General features: G+C 69.4%; 13 protein-coding genes. 9 read left to right on the top strand and 4 right to left on the bottom strand.

Annotation, left to right across the window (positions count from 1 at the left end; all coding sequences use genetic code 11):
• Positions 1-301: 301 nt before the first annotated feature.
• Positions 302-1,543, top strand: coding sequence for a M20/M25/M40 family metallo-hydrolase (locus tag ACTWQO_RS37385; RefSeq protein WP_443241831.1), 1,242 nt, complete (start codon positions 302-304; stop codon positions 1,541-1,543).
• Positions 1,544-1,778: 235 nt separating this feature from the next.
• Here ACTWQO_RS37385 and ACTWQO_RS37380 read toward each other — a convergent pair whose 3' ends face one another.
• On the bottom strand, positions 1,779-2,528 hold the full coding sequence (locus tag ACTWQO_RS37380) for an SLATT domain-containing protein (RefSeq protein ID WP_443241830.1): 750 nt from the start codon (positions 2,526-2,528) through the stop codon (positions 1,779-1,781).
• Between the two features lie 271 nt (positions 2,529-2,799).
• On the opposite strand from ACTWQO_RS37380, the gene ACTWQO_RS37375 reads away from it, so the two are divergent.
• The 3 genes from ACTWQO_RS37375 (at position 2,800) to ACTWQO_RS37365 (ending at position 4,529) form a co-directional block, all read left to right on the top strand.
• Positions 2,800-3,144 carry a YbaB/EbfC family nucleoid-associated protein gene (locus tag ACTWQO_RS37375; RefSeq protein ID WP_362943406.1) on the top strand — a complete coding sequence of 115 codons (345 nt, stop codon included), beginning with the start codon at positions 2,800-2,802 and terminating at the stop codon, positions 3,142-3,144.
• 91 nt (positions 3,145-3,235) lie between these two features.
• Positions 3,236-3,835, top strand: coding sequence for a recombination mediator RecR (recR, locus tag ACTWQO_RS37370; RefSeq protein ID WP_155055651.1), 600 nt, complete (start codon positions 3,236-3,238; stop codon positions 3,833-3,835).
• Positions 3,828-4,529 carry a DUF5063 domain-containing protein gene (locus tag ACTWQO_RS37365; protein WP_443241829.1) on the top strand — a complete coding sequence of 234 codons (702 nt, stop codon included), beginning with the start codon at positions 3,828-3,830 and terminating at the stop codon, positions 4,527-4,529. Before recR ends, ACTWQO_RS37365 begins: the two co-directional genes overlap by 8 nt.
• An 11-nt stretch (positions 4,530-4,540) precedes the next feature.
• Here ACTWQO_RS37365 and ACTWQO_RS37360 read toward each other — a convergent pair whose 3' ends face one another.
• Positions 4,541-5,410 carry a PhzF family phenazine biosynthesis protein gene (locus ACTWQO_RS37360; RefSeq protein ID WP_443241828.1) on the bottom strand — a complete coding sequence of 290 codons (870 nt, stop codon included), beginning with the start codon at positions 5,408-5,410 and terminating at the stop codon, positions 4,541-4,543.
• 125 nt (positions 5,411-5,535) lie between these two features.
• Here ACTWQO_RS37360 and ACTWQO_RS37355 point away from each other — a divergent pair, with 125 nt between their 5' ends.
• The 3 genes from ACTWQO_RS37355 (at position 5,536) to ACTWQO_RS37345 (ending at position 9,252) form a co-directional block, all read left to right on the top strand.
• A complete protein-coding gene (locus ACTWQO_RS37355) occupies positions 5,536-5,847 on the top strand; it encodes a trypco2 family protein (protein ID WP_443241827.1) in 312 nt (103 codons plus the stop codon).
• Positions 5,848-5,871: 24 nt separating this feature from the next.
• A complete protein-coding gene (locus ACTWQO_RS37350) occupies positions 5,872-8,544 on the top strand; it encodes a tetratricopeptide repeat protein (RefSeq protein ID WP_443241826.1) in 2,673 nt (890 codons plus the stop codon).
• A 210-nt stretch (positions 8,545-8,754) separates the two neighbouring features.
• Positions 8,755-9,252 (top strand): SgcJ/EcaC family oxidoreductase, encoded by a 498-nt coding sequence (locus ACTWQO_RS37345; RefSeq protein ID WP_443241825.1) that lies wholly within the window; start codon positions 8,755-8,757, stop codon positions 9,250-9,252.
• Here the strand turns inward: ACTWQO_RS37345 and ACTWQO_RS37340 are convergent.
• The gene (locus ACTWQO_RS37340) at positions 9,218-10,606 is read right to left on the bottom strand and encodes a sensor histidine kinase (protein ID WP_443241824.1); all 1,389 of its coding nucleotides are present in this window, start codon (positions 10,604-10,606) and stop codon (positions 9,218-9,220) included. The two genes, ACTWQO_RS37345 and ACTWQO_RS37340, sit on opposite strands and share 35 nt — an antisense overlap.
• Positions 10,603-11,289 (bottom strand): response regulator transcription factor, encoded by a 687-nt coding sequence (locus tag ACTWQO_RS37335; protein ID WP_443241823.1) that lies wholly within the window; start codon positions 11,287-11,289, stop codon positions 10,603-10,605. Before ACTWQO_RS37335 ends, ACTWQO_RS37340 begins: the two co-directional genes overlap by 4 nt.
• 200 nt (positions 11,290-11,489) lie before the next feature.
• Here ACTWQO_RS37335 and ACTWQO_RS37330 point away from each other — a divergent pair, with 200 nt between their 5' ends.
• Positions 11,490-12,767 (top strand): aspartate kinase, encoded by a 1,278-nt coding sequence (locus tag ACTWQO_RS37330; RefSeq protein WP_443241822.1) that lies wholly within the window; start codon positions 11,490-11,492, stop codon positions 12,765-12,767.
• On the top strand, positions 12,764-13,816 hold the full coding sequence (locus tag ACTWQO_RS37325; protein WP_443241821.1) for an aspartate-semialdehyde dehydrogenase: 1,053 nt from the start codon (positions 12,764-12,766) through the stop codon (positions 13,814-13,816). Before ACTWQO_RS37330 ends, ACTWQO_RS37325 begins: the two co-directional genes overlap by 4 nt.
• Positions 13,817-14,027 lie beyond the last annotated feature (211 nt).

Below are 14,027 nucleotides of genomic sequence, written 5' to 3'. Positions count from 1 at the left end.
CTCGGAGCACTTCAGACCCTCTTGCGCGCCGCTTGACGCGTCTACAACCATGGGTGGAGGTTCGTTCGCACCGGCCACGGGAGACGAGATGCGCCCCAGCCCCTCCAGAAGAACGGTCCTCACCGCTACGGCGGCGAGCGCGGCGGTGGTGGGGTGTGGGGGCGGGGCGGATGCGGCTGCCGGTGATCCGGTGGCTGGTGATCCGGTGGCTGGTGATCCGTCGGCTGGTGATCCGTCGGCTGGTGGCGGCCCGGCGACGGCCCAGCGGCCGAGCCGTGAACTACGTGCGCTTTTAAGGGAGTTGTCCTCGTCCCGAATCGAGGCGACCGTCCGCAAACTGGCCTCCTTCGGCACTCGCCACACCCTCTCCACCCAGGACGACCCGGAACGCGGCATAGGCGCGGCCCGGGACTGGATCGCGGCGGAGCTGCGCAAGTACGCCGAGACGTCGGGCGGCCGTATGACGGTGGAGCTCCAGTCGTACGTCCAGGAACCGGCGCCCCGCATCCCGGTCGCGACCCGCATCACGAACGTGGTGGCGACGCTGCGCGGCTCGGTGACGCCGGAGCGCGTGTACGTCGTCTCGGGCCACTACGACTCCCGTGTCACGGACGTCATGGACGCCACCTCGGACTCGCCGGGCGCGGACGACGACGCGTCGGGCGTGGCGGTGGCGATGGAACTGGCCCGGGTGATGGCGACGCGCAGGCCCGCCGCGACGATCGTGTTCGCCGCGGTGGCGGGGGAGGAGCAGGGGCTGTACGGAGCGGCGCACATGGCGCAGCAGTACCGGGCGGCCGGGACGGATGTGCAGGGCATGTTCACCAATGACATCGTCGGCAGCCCGAAGGCGGACGACGGCACGGTGGACCCGTACACCATCCGCCTCTTCGCGGAGGGCGTGCCGTCCTCGGAGACGCCGGAGCAGGCGGCGACACGGCGCTCGGTGGGCGGCGAGAACGACTCCGCGACCCGTCAGCTGGCCCGTTTCGTCCGGGACGTGGCTCAGAACGACGCGACGGGCATGCGCGTCCGTGTCATCTACCGCCGGGACCGCTACCGCCGTGGCGGCGACCACATCCCCTTCCTCGAACGCGCCTATCCCGCAGCCCGCTTCACCGAACCGACCGAGGACTACGCCCATCAGCACCAGGACGTTCGCATCGACGAAACGGGCAAGCAGTACGGCGACCTGCCCGAGTTCTGCGACTTCCCGTTCATCACGAGGGTGGCGAAGGTGAACGCCGCGACTCTGTGGACGTTGGCCCAAGCTCCCGGCACGCCCCGGGACGCCAAGATCATCACCGCCACCCTGACCAACTCGACCGAGCTGGTGTGGACGAGGGGCACGGAACCCGACCTCACCGGCTACGAGGTCGTCTGGCGCGAGACGACGTCCCCGGAGTGGACCCACGTGATCCCGGTGGGCGACGTGACGACCTACGAGGTCGACCTGTCGAAGGACAACGTGTTCTTCGGGGTGAGAGCGGTGAACAGGGCGGGGCTCAGGAGCCCGGTCGCGTTCCCGAACCCGCAGGCCTAGCCGCTGAGCTGCGGGCATTCGTGCCGCGAGGGCGGCGCCCACCCAGCAGTCGGCAGGTCGGTTCAGCTCAGCTGCGGGCATGCGTGCCGCGAGGGCGGCGCCCAGCCAGCAGTCGGCAGGTCGGTTCAGCTCAGCTGCGGGCATGCGTGCCGCCTGGGGCGGCACGGGTGGGCGCAGGCGGCACCCCGTCAGCGCCGGGCTGCGCGACCCACCCCCGCCCAGCCACAACTCCGGGTCACCTTGGCTCAGGCGGCCGCTGCCGAGGCATGTTCGGCCGGGCGGAGCCCCCCGGCGCCATAGGAAACCGCCCCTGCACCACAGCCCCCTCCCCCCGCGTCCCTCCAGCGACAGCCGACTGAATCCCCATCGGCGCGGACCCCGTCCGGAACTCCACCATCCAGTCCGCCGTCTCCACCCGCACCAACTCCGTCACGTCCTCGGAGAACCTCCGCAGCACCCCCAGACACCGCTCCGCGGCCTCACTCGCCGTCCCCTCCGCCGGCCCCAGCACCTCCCGCACACTCTCCGAGGCCCACTCGAACTGCAGCACCTGAAGCCGCCGCTGCACTGCCTGCGCAGTCGCGACGTCCCTTATCCACCCGGACGTGACTCCGAAGCACCGGTCGACCGCCACACACGCCGCCCCGAGCAGCAGCGCCAGATACCCCCACGCGGCCGCCCCGACCAGCACCCCCGTCAGATCGAGCAACGGCAACGCACCCCCCGCCACCGCCCCCACCGCGGCACCCGCCCGCAGCCCTCGCGCCCCCCGCCGCTTCCACACCCGATCGGCGAGATACCAGGTCGCGGTGTCCAGCGCCCCGCGCTCCACCCACCGGTACAGCTCGTCCAGCCGCTCCGCCGGCTCCGCCCAGTCCCCGAGCGGAAACGTCCGCCCGGCCAGATCGCCCGGCCGCAGCCCGGCGGCGTCCTTGCCGCGCCCGTCCTGAGGCCGACCCTCGGGCTGCATCTCCGGCTGACCCACCCGGCACTCCCTACTGATCACGGTGCGTGACGCCTGCCTGGCGCTCACGTGACACCTGATGCTGACGCGCCGCACCCTTCCTACCGCCCAATGGGTGGCGAAGACCCGGTTTTCGTCTCTTTTCCGCCCGGAAGTGGGCCTTGATCAGGTATAGGACTCACGGCCACCTCACTCGAAAGAGTGCTGGGGCGACGGCTGCGCGGACCACGTAGGCTCGTGCCGAGCGGGAAAAACGAGCGGGAAAAAACCCGTACCCGAAGAGGAGCTGATCGTGATCCCCGGTGGTGGCCAGCCCAATATGCAGCAGCTGCTGCAGCAGGCCCAGAAGATGCAGCAGGACCTGGCGCAGGCGCAGGAGGAACTGGCGCAGACGGAGGTCGACGGCCAGGCCGGCGGCGGCCTGGTGACGGCCACCGTCACCGGCGCCGGTGAGCTGCGCGCCCTCAAGATCGACCCGAAGGCGGTGGACCCCGAAGACACCGAGACGCTCGCCGACCTGATCATCGCGGCCGTCCACGCGGCCAACGAGAACGCGCAGACGCTTCAGCAGCAGAAGCTGGGCCCGCTGGCGCAGGGTCTGGGCGGCGGCAGCGGTATCCCCGGCCTGCCGTTCTGACACCTGTTCTGTGACCGGACCTGCCTTACTGCGGCGGGCATCCGGCAACTACCGTACGAACTGAGAGAACACCAGGAAGGGCGGGCAGTCCGTGTACGAAGGCGTGGTCCAGGACCTCATCGACGAACTGGGGCGGCTCCCCGGCGTCGGTCCCAAGAGCGCGCAGCGGATCGCCTTCCACATCCTCCAGGCCGAACCCACGGATGTACGGCGCCTTGCGCAGGCCCTCATGGAGGTCAAGGCCAAGGTCCGCTTCTGTGCGATCTGCGGGAACGTCGCGCAGGAGGAGAACTGCAACATCTGCCGCGACACCCGCCGCGACCCCGCTGTCATCTGTGTGGTGGAGGAGCCGAAGGATGTCGTCGCGATCGAGCGCACGCGTGAGTTCCGCGGCCGCTACCACGTCCTCGGCGGCGCGATCAGCCCGATCGAGGGTGTCGGTCCGGACGACCTGCGTATACGAGAACTTCTCGCGCGGTTGGCCGACGGGACGGTCACGGAACTGATCCTGGCCACGGACCCGAATCTGGAAGGCGAGGCCACGGCCACGTACCTCGCCCGCATGATCAAGCCCATGGGCCTCAAGGTCACCCGCCTGGCCAGCGGCCTCCCGGTGGGTGGCGACCTGGAATACGCGGACGAGGTGACCCTCGGCCGCGCCTTCGAGGGGAGACGACTCCTAGATGTCTGACGCCACGCTGCACGCGACCACGCAGGACCCGGACGACTTCGCGGTCCAGATCGCGGACCAGGTAGAGAGCTTCCTCGTTGCGGTCACCGAGGTGGCGAAGGGCGACGAGCCGGAATCGGCGATCCCCTTCCTCCTGCTGGAGGTCTCCCAGCTGCTGCTCGCCGGGGGCCGCCTCGGCGCGCACGAGGACCTGGTGCCCGAGGATCGCTACGAGCCCGACCCCGGCCCCGAGCCGGACGTGGACGACCTCCGCGAGAACCTCGCCCGGCTCCTGGAACCGGTCGACGTCTACTCGGAGGTCTTCGACCCGTACGAGCCCCGCAAGGCGCCGGTCCCCGCCCGTATCTCCGACGACCTCACCGACGTCATCACCGACCTCCGCCACGGCATGGCCCACTACCGCGCGGGCCGCACCACCGAGGCCATGTGGTGGTGGCAGTTCTCCTACTTCTCCAACTGGGGCGCCACGGCTTCGGCGACACTGCGGGCGTTGCAGTCCGTCCTGGCGCATGTGCGGTTGAACCAGCCCCTTGAGGAGCTCGACGGCCTCGACACGGACCAGGCCATGGGCGACGACACGCTCGAGTTCGAGGCCGGGAAGGTGATGGCGGAGGAGATCGCGGGCCCGCTGGGGCTGGGCAAGACCCAAGCCAAGGCCAAGTCCAAGGCCAAGGCTGAGTCCAAGTCCAAGTAGCGGGCCTCACCTCACTGCTGGGCGGGATCTGGAGTGAGGTCCGCTCCGATGCGTACGGCGGCGCCGGTGACGCCGATGCCGCTGCCGGGTGCCTCCGGCACCGACACCCAGATCGTGCTCGGCCGCCCCATGTCCACACCCTGGTGGATCGTCAAGGCGGCCGGTACGGCGATGAGTTGCAGCTCCCTGAGATAGCCGCTGAACGCGGCAGCCGCCGCACCGGTGGCGGGGTCCTCGACGACACCGCCCGGCGGGAAGGGATTGCGGGCGTGGAAGACCGTAGGCGACTCCCGCCAGACCAGATCGACGGTCGTCCACTCCTTGCGGCTCATGAGCGCGCTGAGCGCGGACATGTCGTAGTCCAGCTCGGCCAGCCGGCTCCGGGCACCGGCCGCGATCACCGGATGCCAGGCCCCGGCATAGGCCACCCGCGGCGGCAGCGCCGGATCGAGATCCTCGGCCGACCAGCGCAGGGCGTCGAGCAGTTCGGCCAGATCGGCGTCCGACAAGGCTGCCGTACGCGGCTCGACGCTGGTCAGCGAGGCGACGACGGAACCGTCCTCCGCCCGCTCCGCCGTGACAGGCACCGCCCCCGCCTTGGTGCGCAACACCAGGGACCCCGGCCCATGCCGCTCCGCATACGCGACCGCCGTCGCGATCGTCGCATGACCGCAGAACGGCACCTCGGCGAGCGGACTGAAGTACCTCACATCCAGCCCGCCATCGTCGGCCGGCACCACGAACGCCGTCTCCGAATACCCCACTTCAGCCGCCACCGCCAGCATCGTCGCGTCGTCGACCCCGGTGGCGTCGAGGACGACACCCGCGGGGTTGCCTCCGGCCGGGTCGGTGGTGAACGCCGTATAGCGCAAGATCTCCATTCGGCCGACCGTAACGAGACGCGCTACCGAAGGCCACCCCAATACGCCCACAGCCTCTTCGCGACATGGCGGGGCGAGTACGCTGCGCCACGACGTGTATACGGGGATGAGGGGGTGCGTGCCTGGTGGCGGACGAGGCATGGGTGGGGCTGGCCGAGGCGATCGGAGCGATCCGGGCGGAGCTTCAGCAGGCGATGCGGGACGGAGCGGGACAGGAGATCCAGTTCCGGACGGGCGTGGTCGAGGTCGAGTTCTCCGTGGACGTGAAGAAGGACGCGGAGGCACGGGCGAAGGTGCTGGTGCTGCCGTTCGGGGCCGAGGCGAAGGCCGCGCGGTCCAAGGGCACGACGAACCGTGTGACGATCACGCTCCAGCCGGTCGACGCCGAGGGCACGGATCTGCGTATCACGGACGACTCGGGGGAACGCCCCAAGTAACGGGGGATGCGGGGGTGTTGGCCTGTGGATGTGCGGCGGGTCGTCGAGGTGTGGAACCCGGTCGGGAAGAGTTCCGGGACCGGATATCTGGTCGCGGATCGGCTGGTCCTGACGGCTCTTCACAATGTGCTGGGCTGCGGCGGGTTGGAAGTCCGGCAGCTCGGTGCGGAGGAGCCGAAGTGGATCGCCGCCGAGGTGCTGTGGCCGCAGGTTCCGCCCGATCTGGAGCGGGAGCCGCAGGCGGACGGCGCGTTGGTCAGGATCACGGATCCCGGCTGGGTGCCGCCGACGGACTCTGAACCCGTCCGGTGGGGCCGGATCGACGCGCCCGTGGTGCGGGAGGAGCGGCTCGGGTGCGTGGCGGTCGGGTTTCCCCGGTCCGAGGTGCGGGACGGGGGCCGCGACACGAAGGAGATCCGCGGCCACATCGAGACGCTGACCGGGCTCAGGTCCGGGGGACTGATCACGGCGTACGTCGACCAGGTCGCCGTTCCCAGCAAGCCGGACGAGAAGTCGCGGTGGGCGGGGGCGTCGGGGGCGGCGTTGTTCGTGCGCGGGCGGCTGGTCGGGGTCGTGACGACGGATCGGCAGCGGGATTACCGCGGGGATCAGTTGACGGCGGTGTCGGTGGTCGCGCTGGCGGCGCGGCCCGGGTTCGCCACGGCCGTGGGGGAACTGGTCCCGGAGGACGTCGCGGCCGCTGACCGTGGAGGGGCGCCGATTACGGCGTACGACGTCGAAGTGCCGCCGGGCGTGCACAACTTGCCGGAGCTGCCGTCGCCGATCTTCGTCGGCAGGACGGAGGTGATGGCCGAGCTGGAGCGGGCCCTCTCGGCGGAGTCGCAGACGATCACGCAGACGCTGCACGGGCTCGGCGGCGTCGGGAAGACGACGCTGGCCCTGCACTACGCGCATGACCATGCCGGGGCGCACCGGCTGGTGTGGTGGATCCGCTCGGACACACCCGAACTCATCGAGGCGGGCCTGGCCGCGCTCACCGTCCGCCTGCGGGGCGAAGAGGCATCCGGCCTCGCCACCGCTCAGGCTGCCGAGTGGGCGGTGGGGTGGTTGCAGACGCACCCGGGGTGGCTCCTGGTTTTCGACAACGCGGAGAAGCCGGAAGACGTGCATGCCTGGACGGGCCAACTGCGCTCATCCGGACGGCTCTTGATCACCAGTCGGTACAGGCGCGGCTGGATCTGCGACCCGATCGCGCTGTCCGTGCTGGACGACGACGCCTCGCTGGCCCTTCTGTCGAGTCTTGTCGGGGATGGCGACGGGGACGAGGCCCGCGCACTGGCGGACGACCTCGGCCATCTGCCTCTCGCCCTGCAACAGGCGGGCGCCTTCATCGCGCACACCGGGATCACGATCGCCGAATACCAGGCCTTGTGGCGCCAGTATCCGGAGCGCGCCACGGATGCGGCGCCGGGCGGTTCGGACCCCACACGGACGGTCGCACGGATCTGGCGTATCACGCTGGACGCCCTCCAGGAACACGATCCCAGGGCTGTGGACATCCTGCGGATCGCCGCCTGGTACGCCCCGACAGGCATTCCGCGCTCCCTGTTCACGCCGCTGGCCGACGATCCGGTCGACCTTGCCCAACTCCTGGGTCTTCTCGCCGACTACAACATGATCACCCTCGACCGGGCGGGGATCGGCGTCCACCGTCTGGTCCAGCGGGTGGCACGCACGCCATCGGCGGAGGACCCGCATCGTGATCAGGCGTGCATCGGGGAGGCGCGTGACCGCGCGGTTCGGTTGATGCTCGACCAGCTTCCCCGCAGGCCCTTTGCGAACGTTGCGGGCTGGCCCACATGGAGAGTCCTGATCCCACACGTCGAAGCCCTCCTCAGGGCGTGCGATCCGGTGGAGCACACCGCTGACATCGGCCAGGTCCTCACGGGGGCAGGGCAGTTCTTGGAAGAGCAAGGACAACTGAGTCAAGCCACCGGCTATTTCGAGCGCTGCCTGGCAGGGGATACCCGACTCCTCGGCGAGGATCATCCGCGGACGCTGTCGTCGCAGAACAACCTGGCACACGTGTACAAGTCGGCGGGGGATGTGGAGCGGGCGATCCCGATGTACGAGCGGGCGTTGGAGGGCCGTGTGCGGGTGTCGGGGGAGGATCACCCGGACACGCTGATGGCGCGGAACAACCTGGCTGCCGCGTATGACTCGGTGGGGGAGGTGAGGCGGGCGATCCCGTTGTACGAGCGGACGTTGGAGGATCGTGTGCGGGTGCTGGGCGAGGATCATCCGGAGACACTGCGGTCGCGGAACAACCTGGCATACGCGTACGGAGCGGCGGGGGATTTGGGGCGGGCGATCCCGTTGTACGAGCGGGCGTTGGAGGATCGTGTGCGGGTGTTGGGGGAGGACCATCCGGACGCGCTGGTGTCGCGGAACAACCTGGCTGCCGCGTATGACTCGGTGGGGGATTTGGGGCGGGCGATCCCGTTGTACGAGCGGGCGTTGGAGGATCGTGTGCGGGTGCTGGGGGAGGAACACCCGGACACGCTGCGGTCGCGGAACAACCTGGCTTACGCGTACGGAGCGGCGGGGGATTTGGAAGCGGCAATCCAGTTGTACGAGCAGGCCCTGTCCGGTCTCCGCCGGATACTGGGCGAGGACCATCCGACGACGAGCCTCGTCCGCAAGAATCTGTCCATCGCGCGTGACCAAGCGCCCTGACCTACACCCCCTGGACGGCATTTCTCTCCGCCGTTTCCGCGGAAAGGGAGGCGTGACCGTGCGGTGACCCTGCGTAGGTTGCACGGGTCTTGGTCGTCCCCTGTACGTCGGCTGCATGGGCGCTAACCGGCGGAAAGCGAGTCTGGAGTCACTTCCACCGCAGCGAACGCGGAGGGAAGCACAAGGCCCCTGACCCGCACTGGAGTTGCGATGACCCGTAAGACCCGCATACGCGCCGCCGTCGTCACCGCCACCGCTGTCATCGCCGCAGGCACCTTCGCCGCCGGCGCCGCGACGGCCGGGCCCGTGGAGGCCGGCAAGCCCAGCAAGGCGCAGGTCGCCGCGCTGTTCGACACCTGGAACGCCGCGCTGCAGACCGGTGACGCGGAGAAGGTCGCCGACCTGTACGCCAAGGACGCCGTCCTGCTCCCCACCGTCTCCAACAAGATCCGTACCGACCGGGCGGGCATCGTCGACTACTTCGAGCACTTCCTGGCGAACAAGCCGGTCGGCACGAAGATCCAGACGGTCGTCAACGTTCTCGACTCCAACTCCGTCATTGACGCCGGGACTTACCAGTTCGCGCTGACCGACCACGAGACCGGCGAGAAGCGCGTCGTCAAGGCCCGCTACACGTACGAGTACGAGAAGCGGGGCGGCGAGTGGAAGATCGTCAACCACCACTCTTCTGCGATGCCCGAAGGCTGATCTCCACGCTCAGCCCACCATCGGGCGCGTCCTTCAGGGCCACCGTGCCGCCGTCGTCGGTCACCAGTTGTTTGACGACGGCCAGGCCCAGACCCGAACCCGCGCGCCCGGTGAGGCCCTGGCCCCGCCAGAAGCGGTCGAAGGCGCGGGACTTCTCCGCGTCCGACATGCCGGGGCCCTCGTCCGACACGGACAGCACCACCTCGTCGCCCCGCTGCTCCACCCGTACGGTGATCGTGCCGCCGTCCGGTGAGACCTCCAGGGCGTTCGAGAACACGTTGTCCAGGACCTGGTCCAGATGGCCGGGGCTGGACAGGACAAGCAGCCGGTCGTCGGCACTCCCCCCGAGCGTGATGGTGACTCCGCGCTCGTCGGCGGCCGGCCTCCATACCGAGAGGCGTTCCCGGACGATGTCCCACAGGGGCAGCGGTTCGGCCGCCGACACCTTCGCCTCCGCCCGGGCAAGGACCAGCAGGCCGTTCACCAGGCGGCTCATGCGGACGACCTCCGCCGTCGCCTGCTCCACGTCCTCCCGTACGAAGTCGTCGTCCACGCCGTCCGCGATGTTGTCCAGGGACAGGCGCAATGCCGTGAGGGGAGTGCGGAGTTGGTGGGAGGCGTCGGCCACGAAGATGCGCTGTGAGGCGATGAGGGTGTCCAGGCGCTCACCGGCCTGGTTGAGGGTGCGCGCCAGCGTCTGCGTTTCCGACGGGCCCGTCACCGTCGACCGCGCCGTCAGGTCGCCGTCACTGAACTTGCTCGCCATCTCGTTGAGCTGGCGCAGGGGGCGGGTGATCCGCCGTGCCGCCGCGGCGCCGATCACGGCGGCCACGACCAGGACGGCGACCGCGAGGCCCGCGCGGAAGCCCCAGATCTGCCACAGTCGGCTGGTCAGGGCGTCGGTCGAGTAGACGATGCGTACGGCGCCGACGACTTCGCCCTTGTTGCGCCCGTCGCCGGGCACCGCGCTCTCCCGGGCGGGAACTGTGATCACCAGCTCCGGGCCCCAGATGAAGGAGGAGCCCCAGTCGGTCGCGGGCTCGCCCGTCTTCAGGACCTTGGCCAGGTCCGCGTCCTGGTCCGGTGTCGGCAGACCCGTCTCGGCGCAGCTCCCGGTCACCTCGACCTCGCCGGGTGTCTGGCCGGCGTACGCCGCGGCCATCTCTCCCAGTGCCGCGCACGACGGGGCGTTTCCGTTGCCGAGCAGCAGGGCCATGGTGTCGGCCTCCCGCCGGACCGAGTCCGCGGTGTCGCCCCGCAGCTGGTCCGTGAGCGTGAAGGCCACCGGCACGGTGAACAGGGCGATGGCGACGGCGGTGAGACCGACGTAACTGCGGATGAGCTGGCGGATCATGGTGCGCTCTTACCGCCGTCCACGATCTCCAGCCGGAAGCCGACACCTCGTACCGCCTCGATCGTGATGGCGCCCGCGAACTTCCGCCGCAGCGCCGCCACATGCACGTCGAGGGTCTTGGTCGGGCCGAACCAGTTCGCGTCCCAGACCGCTTCCATGATCTGTTCGCGCGACATCAGCGCGCCGGGCTCCTCGGTGAGGAAGGCCAGCAGGTCGTACTCCTTGGGGGCGAGGGGCACCTCCTCGCCGTCCAGCCGGACGCGGGCGGCCTTGCGGTCGATCGTCAGGCGCGGGCCGTAGCGGTCGGGGCCGGACTCCGCGGCCGTACGGGGCTGGAAGCGCCGCATGACCGCCCGTATCCGGGCGATGACCTCCCGTACCCCGAACGGCTTGGACACATAGTCGTCGGCGCCCAGCTCCAGGCCGACCACGCGGTCCGTCTCGTCGCTGCGTGCGCTGATCACGATGATCGGCACATCGCCGCGCTCGCGCAGCGCCTTGCAGACGTCGAGGCCGTCGGTGTCGGGCAGACCGAGATCGAGGAGGACGACGTCGTACGGCCCCTCGTACGCGAGCGCCGCGCCGCCCGTGGTCACCCACTCCACCTCGAAGCCGTAGCGGGTCAGGCCGCGCCGGAGGGACTCCGCCACCGGCTCATCGTCTTCCACCAGAAGTACCTGCACAAGCGGAACCTTAGTGCTTGAAAATTGATGCACCGAGGCCGCTTGTGACCCGTGGCACTTTTCCGCGTGCCCTCGCCGTATGCCGGGCATGTGCAGTCCGAGAACGAGCGGCCGGAGATCTCACCATGCGGTATTCCGGAGGGGAAATTCGGACGCTCGGTAAACTGAGCCGACACACACGGACTGAGCGAGGAGCGCACGTGGGCCTTGTCGTGCAGAAGTACGGAGGCTCCTCCGTAGCCGATGCCGAGGGCATCAAGCGCGTCGCCAAGCGGATCGTGGAAGCGAAGAAGAACGGCCACCAGGTGGTCGTCGTCGTTTCCGCGATGGGCGACACGACGGACGAGCTGATCGATCTCGCCGGAGAGGTATCCCCGATGCCTGCCGGGCGTGAATTCGACATGCTGCTGACCGCCGGAGAGCGGATCTCCATGGCACTGCTGGCCATGGCGATCAAAAACCTGGGGCACGAGGCCCAGTCGTTCACCGGCAGCCAGGCAGGCGTCATCACCGACTCGGTCCACAACAAAGCCCGGATCATCGACGTCACGCCCGGCCGGATCCGGACCGCGCTGGACGAGGGCAACATCGCCATCGTGGCCGGGTTCCAGGGTGTCTCCCAGGACAAGAAGGACATCACCACGCTGGGGCGCGGTGGGTCCGACACGACGGCCGTCGCCCTCGCCGCCGCCCTCGACGCCGAGGTGTGCGAGATCTACACCGACGTCGACGGCGTGTTCACCGCCGACCCGCGCGTGGTGAAGAAGGCGAAGAAGATCGACTGGATCTCCTTCGAGGACATGCTGGAGCTGGCCGCGTCCGGCTCGAAGGTGCTGCTCCACCGCTGTGTGGAGTACGCCCGCCGCTACAACATCCCGATCCATGTCCGGTCCAGCTTCAGCGGACTGCAGGGCACATGGGTCAGCAGCGAGCCGATTGAGCAAGGGGACAACAAGGTGGAGCAGGCCATCATCTCCGGTGTCGCGCACGACACCTCCGAGGCCAAGATCACGGTTGTCGGCGTGCCCGACAAGCCGGGCGAGGCCGCCGCGATCTTCCGCACGATCTCCGACGCCGAGATCAACATCGACATGATCGTGCAGAACGTGTCCGCCGCCTCAACCGGCCTGACGGACATCTCGTTCACGCTCCCCAAGACCGACGGCCGCAAGGCCATCGACGCCCTGGAGAAGAACAAGCACGGCATCGGCTACGAATCGCTGCGCTACGACGACCAGATCGGCAAGATCTCGCTCGTCGGCGCCGGCATGAAGACCAACCCGGGCGTCACGGCCGACTTCTTCACCGCCCTGTCCGACGCCGGTGTGAACATCGAGCTGATCTCGACCTCCGAGATCCGTATCTCCGTGGTCACCCGCGCCGACGAAGTCAAGGAGGCCGTGACCGCCGTGCACACCGCCTTCGGGCTCGACTCCGACAGCGACGAGGCCGTTGTCTACGGAGGCACCGGCCGATGACCGTACGACCGACGCTCGCGGTCGTGGGAGCGACCGGAGCCGTCGGCACGGTCATGCTCCAGATCCTGTCCCAGCACGCGGACATCTGGGGCGAGATCCGTCTGATCGCCTCGCCGCGCTCGGCCGGCCGCAAGCTGGCCGTGCGCGGCGAGGAGGTCGAGGTGGTGGCGCTCACCGAGGAGGCCCTCGACGGCGTCGACGTCGCCATGTTCGACGTACCGGACGAGGTCGCGGCGCAGTGGGCTCCCGTCGCCGCCGCCAAGGGTGCCGTGGTGGTGGACAATTCGGGCGCCTTCCGGATGGACCCCGATGTGCCGCTCGTCGTGCCCGAGGTCAATCCGCACGCGGCGCGGGTGCGGCCCCGCGGGATCATCGCCAACCCGAACTGCACGACACTGTCGATGATCGTGGCCCTGGGCGCGCTGCATGCCGAGTACGGGCTGCGCGAGCTGGTGGTGTCGTCGTACCAGGCCGTCAGCGGCGCGGGGCGGACCGGCGTCGAGACGCTGCGCCGGCAGCTGTCCCTGGTGGCGGGTACGGAGCTGGGGACCAGCCCCGGTGATGTACGGCGGGCCGTCGGCGACGACACCGGGCCGTTCCCGGAGCCGGTCGCGCTGAACGTCGTACCGTGGGCCGGGTCCCTGCGTGAGGACGGCTGGTCGTCGGAGGAGATGAAGGTGCGGGACGAGTCCCGCAAGATCCTCGGACTGCCGCGGCTGCCCGTCGCCGTGACGTGCGTACGGGTGCCGGTGATCACCACGCACGCCCTGACCGTGCACGCCCGCTTCGAGGGCGAGGTCACCGTCGAGGGCGTCCGCGAACTTCTGGCCACCGCGCCCGGTGTCGTGCTCTTCGACAACCCGGCCGCGGGGGAGTTCCCCACGCCCGCCGATGTGGTCGGCACCGATCCGACCTGGGTGGGGCGCGTGCGCCGGGCGCTGGACGACCCCACGGCGCTCGAACTCTTCGTCTGCGGGGACAACCTGCGCAAGGGAGCCGCGCTCAACACCGCCCAGATCGCCGAGCTGGTGGCGGCGGAGTTCCGCTGAGTTCTTCCGCTCACAGGAAAATGCTCTGGCGTAGCAGAAAGCGTTTGTAGAATCTATGTACGACATGTGAGCTGGATGATGGTCCGGACCACTTGTACCGGGCCCCTTCGGCGTTCGAAGATTTCCTCCCCGCCCTCCGCAACCGCGCGGAGGGCGGGGAGCGTCTTTGCGGTCGCCCTCCCTTGGGGCGTGGAGACGCGATGTGGTCGGC

This window comes from Streptomyces sp. 4N124 (assembly GCF_052245395.1).
GTDB lineage: Bacteria > Actinomycetota > Actinomycetes > Streptomycetales > Streptomycetaceae > Streptomyces.
Note: the sequence above shows the minus strand (reverse complement) of the source record. Positions and strands in the feature narration are given on the sequence as shown.

Excerpts from the sequence above, each read along its gene's own strand:
- ACTWQO_RS37365 (WP_443241829.1), top strand. The coding sequence starts at position 3,828 with ATGTCTGACGCCACGCTGCACGCGACCACGCAGGACCCGGACGACTTC.
- ACTWQO_RS37360 (WP_443241828.1), bottom strand. The coding sequence starts at position 5,410 with ATGGAGATCTTGCGCTATACGGCGTTCACCACCGACCCGGCCGGAGGC.
- ACTWQO_RS37345 (WP_443241825.1), top strand. The coding sequence starts at position 8,755 with ATGACCCGTAAGACCCGCATACGCGCCGCCGTCGTCACCGCCACCGCT.
- ACTWQO_RS37340 (WP_443241824.1), bottom strand. The coding sequence starts at position 10,606 with ATGATCCGCCAGCTCATCCGCAGTTACGTCGGTCTCACCGCCGTCGCC.
- ACTWQO_RS37325 (WP_443241821.1), top strand. The coding sequence starts at position 12,764 with ATGACCGTACGACCGACGCTCGCGGTCGTGGGAGCGACCGGAGCCGTC.